Origin of the sequence: Parahoeflea alexandrii, from assembly GCF_027214025.1 — a bacterium.
GTDB lineage: Bacteria > Pseudomonadota > Alphaproteobacteria > Rhizobiales > Rhizobiaceae > Hoeflea > Hoeflea alexandrii_A.
This window is the reverse complement of the sequence record NZ_JAPWHB010000001.1, coordinates 255,587-267,834: the sequence shown is the minus strand read 5'-3', so window position 1 is coordinate 267,834 and position 12,248 is coordinate 255,587. Positions and strand designations below refer to the sequence as shown.

Genomic DNA, 12,248 nt, shown 5'->3' with positions numbered 1-12,248 from the left:
CCACCAACGCTTGCAAAGGACCGCATCATGGTCACCATTCTCGACGCCACAACCCCGGTCGCAAAGCGCGTGCGGCATCCGGAAAAGCAGAACCGGCCCGACACCGAGGTCAAGCGCAAGCCCGAATGGATCCGCGTCAAGGCGCCGACCTCGAAGGGCTACCAGGAAACCCGCTCGATCGTGAAGGACAACAACCTCGTCACCGTCTGCGAGGAGGCCGGCTGCCCGAATATCGGCGAATGCTGGGACAAGAAGCACGCCACCTTCATGATCATGGGCGAGATCTGCACCCGCGCCTGCGCCTTCTGCAACGTGATTACCGGCAAGCCCAACCCGCTCGATCCGAACGAGCCCGACAACGTCGCCAATGCCGTCAGACAGATGGGCTTGCAGCACGTGGTCATCACCTCGGTCGACCGCGACGATCTCGACGACGGCGGCGCCGAGCATTTCGAAAAGGTGATCTGGGCCATCCGCGCCGCGTCACCCGAAACCACCATCGAGATCCTGACGCCGGATTTCCTGCGCAAGCCCGGCGCACTTGAGCGCGTCGTGGCCGCCAAACCGGACGTCTTCAACCATAATCTCGAAACCGTGCCGGGCAATTATCTCACCGTCCGCCCCGGCGCGCGTTATTTCCATTCGCTCCGTCTGCTGCAGCGGGTCAAGGAACTCGATCCGACGATGTTCACCAAGTCGGGCATCATGGTGGGCCTTGGCGAGGAGCGCAACGAGGTGCTGCAGCTGATGGACGATCTGCGCTCAGCCGATGTCGACTTCATGACCATCGGCCAGTACCTGCAGCCGACCCGCAAGCACCACGAGGTCATGAGCTACGTCACGCCCGACGAGTTCAAGAGCTACGAAAAAATCGCCTACACCAAGGGCTTCCTGATGGTCTCCTCGAGCCCGCTGACCCGCTCCTCGCACCACGCCGGCGATGATTTCGCGCGGTTGAAGGCGAACCGGGACGCCAGAGCACTGTCCGCGGCCGAATAGACATTCAGAGCCGGTTGTTTTCATTCCCGCCATCGGACCCGTTGGCGGGAGCCTTAGTACGGGTACGCGGCGTGACGATTTCAATCACGGTTGACGAGGCGGCTGAACGCTTGCAAACGGCAGATCGGGTGCTTGTCATCGGCTGTGCCGGAAGCGGCAAGAGCACGCTTGCACGAAAGCTGGCCGGGCGTCTCAGCCTGCCTCATGTTTCCATGGACCGGGAAGTTTTCTGGTTGCCGGGGTGGCAGTTGCGGCCCCGGATGGATGCGATGGCAAAATTGCAGGATATCGTGGCCCGGGACCGCTGGATCCTTGATGGCACAAGTCCGGGCACCCTGCCGTTGCGCCTTCCGCGCACCCATCTGGTGCTCTGGCTGCGTCCGCCGCGCCTGATGTCGCTCTATGGCGTGGTCTCGCGCTGGTTGCGATTTCGCGGCCGGTCCCGTCCTGACATGGCAGATGGCTGCCCTGAAAGGCTGGGCCGCGACTTCGTTGCTTACATCTGGAATTTCGAGAAGACGGAAAGCCCGGAGATCGAACGAAATCTTGCGGCATTTGGGCAGAATGTTCCGGTTTGCGTGTTGAAATCCCGGTCAGACAACGCCCGACTACTTGCCATGACCGTTTCGGTTGATTAGCTCCATTCCATGCCAACTTACCAGACCACTCGCAAGGTTCCCCATTCCCCTCGCCAGATGTTCGATCTGGTCGCCGATGTCGAATGTTACCCGGAATTCCTGCCGCTGTGCGAGGCGCTCAGTGTCCGCTCGCGCAAGGAGGGCGACGACAAGTCCCTGCTGATCGCTGACATGACCGTGGGCTACAAGGCGATCCGCGAGACCTTCACCAGCCAGGTGCTGCTGAAGCCGGATGAGCTTGCCATCGATGTCAAATATCTCGACGGCCCGTTCAAGTATCTCAACAATGAATGGCGCTTCGAGCCGCACGGGAATGGCGGCTGCGAGGTTCGCTTCTTCATTGATTACGAATTCAAGAGCAGGGTGCTCGGCGCGCTGATGGGGTCGATGTTCGACCGCGCCTTCCGCATGTTCGCCGAGGCGTTTGAAAAGCGGGCCCGGGAAATCTACGGCGAGCCCGGCGTTTCCTGAGAGCCTGAACCAAGTGCCGCTCTGCCGATAAGCGCTTCAAGAGCGGCCCGCACCGTGGCCGCGCGGATCATGTCGCGGCTCCAGGCAGGATCCCAGCGCAATTCGACTGCGCTGGTCAGGTCGCCCGGGCCGGACAGACCCATCCACACCAGGCCGACAGGCTTGTGCGGCGAGCCGCCGCCGGGACCGGCGACACCGGTGACCGAAACAGCGAAGTCCGCGCGTGAGCGCCGCCGCGCGCCGAGCACCATTTCCGTCGCCACCTGGGCCGAGACCGCGCCGAAGGATGCAAGCGTGGTTTCCCGGACGCCCAGCATGTCCTGCTTGGCCTGGTTCGAGTAGGTGACGAACCCCCGGTCGAACACCGTCGAAGACCCGGCAATATCGGTGATCGCGCCGGCGATCAGCCCGCCGGTGCAGGATTCGGCCGTCGCCACCATCGCGCCCAGGGCCGGAAACGTATCGACGATCTGCTGCGCTAGCCGCCGGCACTCCGCGTGCATCGCCTCAAGCATCGCCGCCTCGCTTTGTGGTTCGCCGCTCATTTCGGCTCTCCGAACACCACGGTCGCCGTGGCGATCGCCGCGATGCCCTCGCGGCGGCCGATGAACCCGATCATCTCGTTGGTCGTCGCCTTCACCGAGCAGCGGTCGACGGAGATGCCGAGAATACGGGCAAGCGACTGGCGCATTTCGAGCCGGTGCGGTCCGATCTTCGGCGCTTCCGCGATCAGCGAGACATCGGCATTCATGATCACGCCGCCGGCCTTGCGCACGATGCCTGCCGCGTGGGCAAGGAAGATCTCCGACGCCGCGCCGCGCCACTGCGGTTCGGATGGCGGGAAATGGTCGCCGATGTCGCCGGCGGCGCAGGTCGCCAGCAGCGCGTCGGTCAGCGCATGCAGGCCGACATCCGCATCGGAATGTCCGTCAAGACGCTGATCATGCGGGATTTCCACGCCGCACAGGGTTACGAAACTGCCCGGTACCAGCCGGTGCACGTCATAGCCGTTGCCGGTGCGCACATCGGGCAATCGATCAAGTGCGGATGTCTGGTCGGCCATGGGTGTCTCCTCCGGAGGCGGGGCTTGCGGGTTGGCATGCTTGCTCACGACGTGTTTAGGGCTTGCGTTAACCGGAAAAAAGATCTTTTGCATTTTTCTCGACTGGCGAGTGAATTCGCCTTGGCAACTCCGGCATATTTGTCTAAAAAAGCGGCAACAAGGAGAGTTGCCCTAATCGCATGCATAAATTCGACCCACCATTGGATGAGCCGCTTCGGATTGGCCCGGTGACCGCGCGAAACCGGGTGTTTCTGGCGCCGCTGTCGGGTATCTCCGACCTGCCGTTCCGGCAATTGGCCTGGCGGCACGGGGCAGGGCTGGTCTTCACCGAGATGGTGGCAAGCCGCGAACTGGTGATCGACCATCCCGAATCGCATGCGCGCCTGCGCGGCGACGGCATCGATCCGCACGTAGTGCAGCTCGCCGGCCGCGAAGCCCGCTGGATGGGTGAGGCGGCGCGCATCGCCGAGGATGCCGGCGCCGCCATGATCGACATCAACATGGGCTGCCCCGCCAAGAAGGTGACCGGCGGCTATTCCGGTTCCGCGCTGATGCGCGATCCCGACCATGCGCTTTCTCTCATCGAGGCAACCGTCAAGGCGGTCTCGGTCCCGGTGACGCTAAAGATGCGGCTGGGCTGGGACCACGACACGCTCAACGCGCCGGATATTGCCGCCCGCGCCGAAGCCGCGGGCGTGCAGATGATCACCATTCACGGCCGCACCCGCATGCAGTTCTACAAGGGATCGGCCGACTGGGATGCCATCGCCCGCGTTCGCGATGCCATCACGGTCCCCCTGATCGCCAATGGCGACGTCACTTCCCGCGCCGATATCGCCGAGTGCCTGCGGCGCTCCGGTGCGGATGCGGTGATGATCGGCCGCGCGGCGCAAGGTCAGCCCTGGATTTGCGGCGAACTGGCCGGCTCCCCGGACATTCCCGCTGACCGGGCGGCCTGCAATGCCGTGGCGCTGGAACACTACCGGATGATGATCGCCCATTACGGCGACGATGTCGGCATCCGCCACGCCCGCAAGCATGTCGGCTGGTACCTTGAAACGCTCGCCCCGCAGACGCCGGGGCCACAGAAGGCGAGACTGATGACCTCGACAAACGCCGATGAGGTCCTGGCGCTGTTTACCGATGCGCTCGAATCAGCCGTTTCGCCCTCGATTATGGAGAGTGCCGCGTGAGTGAGAAGCTTGCCGATCAGGTCGCGGCCGTCGATGCCGACACCGCCAGCATGGTGCTCAACGCCATCCAGCACCCGGTCATCATGGTCGACGCCGACGGCGTGGTCTGTTTTGCCAACTGGGAAGCCGAATCCTTCTTTGCCGCCAGTGCCGCCCATCTCGGCCGGCACAAGCTCGATGCCTTCATTCCCTTCGGCAGCCCGCTGCTCGAACTCATCGAGCAGGTGCGCGAACGCCGCGCCGCCGTCAACGAATACCGGGTCGATCTCAGTTCGCCGCGGCTTGGCAGCGACAAGCTCGTCGATCTCTACGTCGCCCCGGTGGCGGGGCTTCCCGGCAATGTCGTGGTGGTCTTCCAGGAACGCTCGATGGCCGACAAGATCGACCGCCAGCTCACCCATCGTGCCGCTGCGCGCTCGGTCACCGGACTGGCGTCGATGCTGGCGCATGAAATCAAGAACCCGCTGTCGGGCATTCGCGGCGCGGCACAGCTTCTCGAAATGTCGGTCGGCGACGAGGACCGCGCGCTTGCCCGGCTGATCCGCGACGAAACCGATCGTATCGTCTCGCTGGTCGATCGCATGGAGATATTCTCTGACGAGCGTCCGGTCGATCGGGTGCCGGTCAACATCCATTCCGTGCTCGACCACGTCAAGGCCGTCGCAAAGGCGGGCTTTGCCCGCAAGATCAGGTTTGTCGAGCTCTACGACCCCTCGCTGCCGTCGGTCTATGCCAATCGCGATCAGCTGGTCCAGGTCTTCCTCAACCTGGTCAAGAACGCCGCCGAATCCATCGGTGACGATCCGGATGGCGAGATCGTGCTGACCACGGCCTACCGCCCCGGCATCCGGCTGTCGGTCGCCGGAACCCGAGAAAAGGTGTCGCTGCCGCTCGAATTCTGCGTGCAGGACAACGGCCCCGGCGTGCCCGCCGATCTTGTCTCGCACCTGTTCGATCCGTTCATCACCACCAAGACCAACGGATCCGGCCTCGGTCTGGCGCTGGTCGCAAAAATAGTCGGCGGCCATGGCGGTATCGTCGAGTGTGACAGCCAGAGCCGCAAGACTACCTTCCGCATTCTGATGCCGGTTTCGCCCGACGGCCGGCCAATAAAGCCGATTGCCTCCCCCAAGGGCAGGGCTCCTGGACAAAAGGACTGAACCGATGGGCAAAGCCACTATTCTTGTTGCCGATGATGACGCGGCGATCCGTACGGTCCTTAACCAGGCCTTGACCCGGGCCGGCTACGATGTGCGCATTACCTCCAATGCCGCGACGCTCTGGCGCTGGGTCTCTGCCGGTGATGGCGATCTCGTCATCACCGATGTGATCATGCCCGACGAGAACGCCTTCGACATGCTGCCGCGGATTCGCCGCGCCCGGCCGGACCTGCCCGTGCTGGTGATGAGCGCGCAGAACACCTTCATGACGGCGATCAAGGCGTCAGAAGGCGGCGCCTATGATTACCTTCCCAAACCGTTCGACCTGACCGAGATGATCGGCACCATCGGCCGGGCGCTATCGGAACCGCGCAAGCTTTCAGCCCAGCCCGAGGAAACCACCGAGGGCATGCCGCTGGTCGGCCGCTCCGCCGCCATGCAGGAAATCTACCGGGTTCTGGCCCGGCTGATGCAGACCGACCTGACGCTGATGATCACCGGTGAATCGGGCACCGGCAAGGAACTGGTGGCGCGCGCGCTGCACGACTACGGCAAGCGCCGCAATGGCCCCTTCGTCGCCATCAACATGGCCGCGATTCCGCGCGACCTGATCGAATCAGAACTGTTCGGACACGAGAAGGGCGCCTTTACCGGCGCCCAGAACAAGTCCACCGGCCGTTTCGAGCAGGCGGAGGGCGGAACGCTGTTCCTCGATGAGATCGGCGACATGCCGATGGATGCCCAGACCCGGCTGCTGCGCGTGCTGCAGCAGGGCGAGTACACCACCGTCGGCGGCCGCACCCCGATCAAGACCGATGTGCGGATTGTTGCCGCCACCAACAAGGACCTCAAGATCCTCATCAATCAGGGTCTTTTCCGCGAGGATCTTTTTTACCGGCTCAACGTCGTGCCGCTGCGTCTGCCTGCGCTCCGCGATCGTGCCGAGGACGTGCCGGACCTGGTCCGTCACTTCGTCCGCCAGGCGGTGGGCGAGGGGCTCGATGCCAAGCGGTTCGACGGCGAGGCACTGGATCTGCTCAAGGCCTACCCGTGGCCGGGCAACGTGCGCGAGCTGGAAAACGTCGTCCGCCGGGTGATGGCGCTCTATCCGCAGGATGTCATCACCCGCGAGATCATCGACAACGAACTCAGGATCGAATCGCCCGAGCCACCGTCGCCGCAAGGCTCGACCTCGATGGGGCCGGTCACCATCGCCCAGTCGGTGGAAGAGAACATGCGCCGCTACTTCGCCGGCTTCGGCGAGGATCTTCCGCCCTCCGGCCTTTACCAGCGTGTGCTGGAGGAGGTCGAGTATCCGCTGATTCTCGCGGCGCTGACCGCCACCCGCGGCAACCAGATCAAGGCTGCCGATCTGCTCGGCCTCAACCGAAACACCCTGCGCAAGAAGATCCGGGAACTGGGCGTGACCGTCTATCGCTCGCCGCGCCCGGTTTGACCCAGGTCTGACCCCGGCCAGACAAAGCCGGCCGGCACCGGCACTGCTTGACAGGGCCTATCCGGAAGTTGCATTTTCGCCACATTCTGTTGCTTGTTCGCAACGGTACGGTCCGAACGCAACTGGAGTGGCAGACAGGAAATGGCAATCGACACGGCGTCCGGACCGGCCCATGCCGGCCTGACAGAAGAAAGCCGGAAATTCGGCGCGCCTGAGCTCGACCCCATGGAGCCCGGGGATATGGCGGTCCACGGTCACTCAGCCGGTCGTCGCAACCTGTTCACGCTGCCCGGCATTGCGCTGGTCGTCTCGGCATTCCTCAGCGCTCTGGTCTCGTTTGCGATCCTTCTCGGGCTGACGCCCATCGAGCCGGTCGATCAGGTCGTGCTGGGAGCGGTGGTGATCAATCTGATCTTCGTCATCGGACTGGTGATGCTGGTGTTTCTCGAAATCCGCACGCTGCTCAAGGCCCGGCGGCGCGGCAAGGCGGCGGCAAAACTCCATATTCGCATCGTCGGGCTGTTCTCGATCGTGGCCATCCTGCCGGCCATTTTGGTGGCCATCGTCGCCTCGGTCACGCTCGATGTCGGGCTGGATCGCTGGTTCTCGATCCGGACCAAGTCGATCGTCAATTCGTCTTTGTCGGTTGCGCAGGCCTATGTTCTTGAAAATGCGCGGTTTCTGCAGGGGCAGACGGTATCGATGGCCAATGATCTGGACAACGTCCGTTCGCTCTATTCGCTTGACCGGGTCGGCTTTACCCAATTCATGACCCGCCAGGCGACCGGCCGCGGACTGCTGGGCGCGTTTCTGATCCGCGAGGACGGCAGCGTCATCGTCCAGGCCGACATCGAGACCGAGCGGCCATTGCCGGCGGTGCCGGAACAGGCGCTCAGCGACGCGGTCAAGGGCCAGCCGACGCTGATTCCGCCCGGCGTCACCAATCTGGTGGGCGCGCTGATTCCGCTGCAGCAGATCAGCGGCACGCTGCTCTACACTGTTCGCGTGGTCGATCCCGAAGTCATGCGCTCGATGCGGCTGATGGAGGAGGCGACCCAGGAATACCAGACGCTGGAGCAGGGCCGCGCGTCGCTGCAGCTGGCCTTCGGCATTCTCTATCTCGGCTTTGCCCTGATCGTGCTGTTGTCGGCGATCTGGACAGCTATTGCGGTTGCCGACCGGCTGGTTCGCCCGATTCGGGTGTTGATCGGCGCGTCCGACGATGTCGCCAGCGGCAATCTCGACGTGGTGGTGCCGGTGCACGCCTCAGATGGCGATGTCGGTTCGCTGGCGCAGACCTTCAACAACATGATCGTTCAGATCCGCACCCAACGTGACGAGATCCTGTCGGCAAAGGACCAGATCGACGACCGGCGGCGCTTCACCGAAGCCGTGCTGTCGGGGGTATCCGCCGGCGTCGTCGGCGTCGATCACAATGGCGAGGTCACCATCGCCAACCGCTCGGCCTGCGAGATTCTGGGCGGCGGCGAAGCCGAAGTCATCGGCCATCATTTTACCCGGCTGGCGCCGGAGTTCGAGACCGTGATGGCGGAAGCCTCGATGCGGCCGCGTGCCTCGGCGATGGCCCAGGTCACGCTTTACCGCAGTGGCAAGGAGCGCACGCTCAATGTCAAGGTGACCCGGGAGGAAAGCCATGATGGGCTCGAGTCCTTCGTTGTCACGCTCGATGACATCACCGATCTGTTGATTGCCCAGCGCTCCACCGCCTGGGCCGATGTGGCCCGGCGCATCGCCCATGAAATCAAGAACCCGCTGACGCCGATCCAGCTCTCCGCCGAGCGCATCCGCCGCCGCTACGGCAAGCAGATCCCCGAAGACGACCGCGCCGTCTTCGACCAGTGCACCAATACCATCGTCCGCCAGGTCGAGGATATCGGCCGCATGGTCGACGAGTTTTCGTCCTTTGCCCGCATGCCAAAACCGTCCAAGATACGCACCGATTTGCGCGACATCATCAAGGATGCGGCGTTCCTGCGCGAGGTCGGCCGTTCCGATATCGAGTTCAGGAACGAGTTGCCGGAGGTTCCGCTGGAAGGAGAGTTCGACCCGCGGATGCTCGGGCAGGCCTTTGGCAACCTGATCAAGAACGCCACCGAGGCGATCGATGCCGTCCCCCCCGACCAGGAACGTTCCGGCAAGCTCATCGTCCTGCGGGCGCATCGCTCCCCCGACGAGCGGGAATATATCGTCGACATCATCGACAATGGCCGCGGCCTGCCCGGGGAGAACCGCCACAGGCTGCTCGAGCCCTACATGACCATGCGCGAGAAGGGCACGGGCCTCGGCCTCGCCATCGTCAAGAAAATCATCGACGATCACGGCGGCACGATCCAGTTGCGGGACGCACCCGCCGACGTCGACGAGGGCAGGGGGGCGATGATTACGGTCCGCCTTCCGGTGGAAGCCCAGACCAGCAGCGAAGAAGAAGAAAACGAAAGGGAACCGGCAGATGGCGTCTGACATTCTGGTCGTAGATGACGAAGCCGACATACGCGATATCGTATCCGGCATTCTCGATGACGAGGGGCATGAAACACGAACGGCGGCAGACAGCGATTCCGCGCTGGCTGCGATTTCCGACCGTGTTCCGCGTCTGATTTTCCTCGATATCTGGCTGCAGGGCAGCCGGCTGGACGGCCTGGCGCTGCTTGACGAGATCAAGGCGCGCTATCCCGATCTGCCGGTGGTGATGATTTCCGGTCACGGCAATATCGAAACCGCGGTATCGGCAATCCAGCGCGGCGCCTATGATTTCATTGAGAAGCCGTTCAAGGCCGACCGCCTGCTGCTGGCTGCCGAACGGGCGCTTGAGACATCCAATCTCAAGCGCGAAGTCACCGAGCTCAAGAAGCGGTCCGGCGATCCGGTGGAGCTGATCGGGACATCGGTCGCCGTCTCCCAGCTCAAGCAGTCGATCGACAAGATCGCCCCCACCAACAGCCGGGTGATGATCCTCGGACCCTCCGGGTCCGGCAAGGAACTGGTGGCGCGGCTGATCCACCGGAAGTCCTCACGGGCAGGCGGTCCGTTCGTGGTTCTCAATGCCGCAGCGATCACGCCCGAGCGCATGGAAGTGGCGCTGTTTGGCACCGAAAGTGCGGCAAGCCACGAGCGCAAGGTCGGAGCGCTGGAGGAAGCCCATGGCGGCATTCTCTATCTCGACGAAGTGGCCGACATGCCGCGCGGTACCCAGAGCAAGATCCTGCGGGTGCTGGTCGACCAGCAGTTCGAGCGGGTCGGCGGCACCAAGAGGGTCAAGGTGGATGTGCGCATCCTGTCCTCGACCGCCCGCAACCTCGAGGAGCTTATTGCCGCAGGCGATTTCCGGGAGGATCTCTATCACCGTCTCGCCGTGGTGCCCGTGCGGGTGCCCTCGCTCAGCGAACGGCGCGAAGACATTCCCTTCCTGGTCGACACCTTCATGCGTCAGATTTCCGAACAGGCGGGCATCAGAAACCGCCGCATTGGTGATGATGCGCTGGCTGTGATCCAGGCCCATACCTGGCCCGGCAACATCCGCCAGTTGCGCAACTATATGGAACGGCTGATGATTCTGGCCCGCTCCGATGGCCCCGACACCGTCATCAGCGCCGACATGCTGCCTGATGACGTCTCCGACATGCTGCCCAAGACCTCGGCCGCGGGCTCCAACCACATCATGACGCTTCCCTTGCGCGAGGCGCGCGAGCTGTTCGAGCGGGACTATCTGATTGCCCAGATCAACCGGTTCGGTGGCAACATTTCCCGGACCGCCGAATTTGTGGGGATGGAACGGTCCGCCCTGCATCGCAAATTGAAATCGCTTGGCGTATAAGCGGCGCGAAGCGGCTCACACCGCATCATGTCAATGACGCTAATAGGGGTCGGCAATGAAAGTGATCATTTGCGGTGCTGGACGGGTCGGTTACGGCATCGCCGAACGGCTGGCGGCCGAGGACAATGATGTCTCGGTGATCGACACTTCGGCGACGCTGGTCCAGGCCATTCGCGACACGCTGGATGTCAGAAGCTATGTCGGCCACGGCGCCCATCCCGACGTGCTTGCCCAGGCCGGCGCCGACCAGGCGGACATGATCATCGCCGTCACGCTTTATGACGAGATCAACATGGTGGCCTGCCAGGTGGCGCACTCGCTGTTCAACGTGCCCACCAAGATCGCCCGTATCCGGGCACAATCCTATCTGAAATCGCACTGGGCCGATCTGTTTTCCCGCGACCACATGCCCATCGACGTGATCATCTCGCCGGAAGTCGAGGTCGGCCAGATGGTGTTGCGCCGCATCGCCCTGCCGGGCGCCACCGATGCGGTCCGCTTTGCCGATGACAAGGTGGCCATGGTTGCCATCGAATGTCTCGAGGATTGCCCGGTGGTCAACACGCCGCTGGTGCAGTTGAGCGAGCTGTTCCCGGACCTTCTCGCCACCGTTGTTGGCGTCTGGCGCAACGAGAAGCTGTTCGTGCCGCATTCCTCCGACCAGCTCGAGACCGGCGATTTGGCCTATGTCGTGTGTGACAAGGACCATGTCCGTCGCACGCTTGGCCTGTTCGGCCACGAGGAGCAGGAGGCCGGGCGCATCGTCATCGCCGGCGGCGGCAATATCGGCTACTACGTCGCAGCCGCCATCGAGGAACGGCAGCCCAAGACCAAGGTCAAGATCATCGAGGCCGACCGCGGCCGCGCCGTCTCGATCGCCGATTCGCTGTCGCGCACCGTGGTTCTCAACGGATCGTCGCTCGATCAGAACATCCTGGTGGAAGCCGACATCCAGAACGCCGACCTGATGGTGGCGCTGACCAACGACGACCAGGTCAACATCCTGTCGTCGGTGATGGCCAAGCGGCTTGGCTGCAAGGCCAACCTGGCGCTGATCAACAACCCGTCCTACCAGACCTTCACCAAGACGCTGGGGATCGACGCCCACATCAATCCGCGCGCCGTCACCATCTCCAAGATCCTGCAGCATGTCCGCCGCGGCCGAATCCGCGCCGTCTACTCGGTGCAGAAGGGCGCCGCCGAGGTGATCGAGGCCGAGGCGCTCGAAACCTCGCCGCTTGTCGGCAAGCCGCTGCGCAGCCTGGACCTGCCCGACGGTGTGCGCATCGGCGCCATCTACCGTGACAAGCAGGTGCTGCGTCCCGACGGGTCGGTCAAGATCAAGGCCAAGGACCGGGTGGTGATGTTTGCAGCCGTCGAATCGGTGCGCCATGTCGAGCAGATGTTCCGCGTAAGCCTCGAGTTCTTCTGAG

At 63.4% G+C, this 12,248-nt stretch carries 10 protein-coding genes and 1 pseudogene; 9 read left to right on the top strand and 2 right to left on the bottom strand.

Going from position 1 to position 12,248, the window contains the following annotated elements; all coding sequences use genetic code 11:
• Window positions 1–27: 27 nt before the first annotated feature.
• The 3 genes from lipA to O4H62_RS01310 all read left to right on the top strand — a co-directional run bounded on the left by lipA (window position 28) and on the right by O4H62_RS01310 (window position 2,108).
• The gene (lipA, locus tag O4H62_RS01320; RefSeq protein ID WP_269385345.1) at window positions 28–999 is read left to right on the top strand and encodes a lipoyl synthase; all 972 of its coding nucleotides are present in this window, start codon (window positions 28–30) and stop codon (window positions 997–999) included.
• Between the two features lie 269 nt (window positions 1,000–1,268).
• Window positions 1,269–1,637 carry a hypothetical protein gene (locus O4H62_RS01315; RefSeq protein WP_269385344.1) on the top strand — a complete coding sequence of 123 codons (369 nt, stop codon included), beginning with the start codon at window positions 1,269–1,271 and terminating at the stop codon, window positions 1,635–1,637.
• Between the two features lie 9 nt (window positions 1,638–1,646).
• Window positions 1,647–2,108, top strand: a complete 462-nt coding sequence (locus O4H62_RS01310; RefSeq protein WP_269385343.1) for a type II toxin-antitoxin system RatA family toxin — start codon at window positions 1,647–1,649, stop codon at window positions 2,106–2,108.
• On the opposite strand, the gene O4H62_RS01305 is transcribed toward O4H62_RS01310, so the two are convergent.
• Entirely contained in the window at window positions 2,084–2,611 is a 528-nt protein-coding gene (locus tag O4H62_RS01305; RefSeq protein ID WP_269386262.1) for a CinA family protein, read from the bottom strand. The genes O4H62_RS01310 and O4H62_RS01305 overlap by 25 nt on opposite strands.
• Window positions 2,612–2,649: 38 nt before the next feature.
• Window positions 2,650–3,144 (bottom strand): annotated as a pseudogene (ispF, locus tag O4H62_RS01300) (2-C-methyl-D-erythritol 2,4-cyclodiphosphate synthase); the annotation flags it as partial.
• 206 nt (window positions 3,145–3,350) lie between these two features.
• On the opposite strand from ispF, the gene dusB reads away from it, so the two are divergent.
• The 6 genes from dusB to trkA all read left to right on the top strand — a co-directional run bounded on the left by dusB (window position 3,351) and on the right by trkA (window position 12,247).
• Window positions 3,351–4,364, top strand: a complete 1,014-nt coding sequence (dusB, locus tag O4H62_RS01295; protein ID WP_269385342.1) for a tRNA dihydrouridine synthase DusB — start codon at window positions 3,351–3,353, stop codon at window positions 4,362–4,364.
• Window positions 4,365–4,414: 50 nt separating this feature from the next.
• A complete protein-coding gene (locus O4H62_RS01290; protein WP_269386261.1) occupies window positions 4,415–5,524 on the top strand; it encodes a two-component system sensor histidine kinase NtrB in 1,110 nt (369 codons plus the stop codon).
• 4 nt (window positions 5,525–5,528) lie between these two features.
• Window positions 5,529–6,980, top strand: coding sequence for a nitrogen regulation protein NR(I) (gene ntrC, locus O4H62_RS01285; protein ID WP_269385341.1), 1,452 nt, complete (start codon window positions 5,529–5,531; stop codon window positions 6,978–6,980).
• A gap of 225 nt (window positions 6,981–7,205) precedes the next feature.
• Window positions 7,206–9,461 (top strand): sensor histidine kinase NtrY-like, encoded by a 2,256-nt coding sequence (locus O4H62_RS01280; protein ID WP_269386260.1) that lies wholly within the window; start codon window positions 7,206–7,208, stop codon window positions 9,459–9,461.
• Entirely contained in the window at window positions 9,451–10,815 is a 1,365-nt protein-coding gene (locus tag O4H62_RS01275) for a sigma-54-dependent transcriptional regulator (RefSeq protein WP_269385340.1), read from the top strand. The genes O4H62_RS01280 and O4H62_RS01275 overlap by 11 nt, the downstream gene beginning before the upstream one ends.
• A gap of 55 nt (window positions 10,816–10,870) precedes the next feature.
• Complete coding sequence (trkA, locus tag O4H62_RS01270) at window positions 10,871–12,247, top strand: Trk system potassium transporter TrkA (protein WP_269385339.1); 1,377 nt, start codon at window positions 10,871–10,873, stop codon at window positions 12,245–12,247.
• The last annotated feature ends 1 nt before the right edge of the window (window position 12,248 follow it).

Bases quoted from the DNA above. Each gene is read 5' to 3' on its own strand.
- lipA (WP_269385345.1), top strand. From the start codon at position 28: ATGGTCACCATTCTCGACGCCACAACCCCGGTCGCAAAGCGCGTGCGG.
- O4H62_RS01315 (WP_269385344.1), top strand. From the start codon at position 1,269: ATGGCAAAATTGCAGGATATCGTGGCCCGGGACCGCTGGATCCTTGAT.
- O4H62_RS01310 (WP_269385343.1), top strand. From the start codon at position 1,647: ATGCCAACTTACCAGACCACTCGCAAGGTTCCCCATTCCCCTCGCCAG.
- O4H62_RS01305 (WP_269386262.1), bottom strand. From the start codon at position 2,611: ATGCACGCGGAGTGCCGGCGGCTAGCGCAGCAGATCGTCGATACGTTT.
- dusB (WP_269385342.1), top strand. From the start codon at position 3,351: ATGCATAAATTCGACCCACCATTGGATGAGCCGCTTCGGATTGGCCCG.
- O4H62_RS01290 (WP_269386261.1), top strand. From the start codon at position 4,415: ATGGTGCTCAACGCCATCCAGCACCCGGTCATCATGGTCGACGCCGAC.
- ntrC (WP_269385341.1), top strand. From the start codon at position 5,529: ATGGGCAAAGCCACTATTCTTGTTGCCGATGATGACGCGGCGATCCGT.
- O4H62_RS01280 (WP_269386260.1), top strand. From the start codon at position 7,206: ATGGAGCCCGGGGATATGGCGGTCCACGGTCACTCAGCCGGTCGTCGC.
- O4H62_RS01275 (WP_269385340.1), top strand. From the start codon at position 9,451: ATGGCGTCTGACATTCTGGTCGTAGATGACGAAGCCGACATACGCGAT.
- trkA (WP_269385339.1), top strand. From the start codon at position 10,871: ATGAAAGTGATCATTTGCGGTGCTGGACGGGTCGGTTACGGCATCGCC.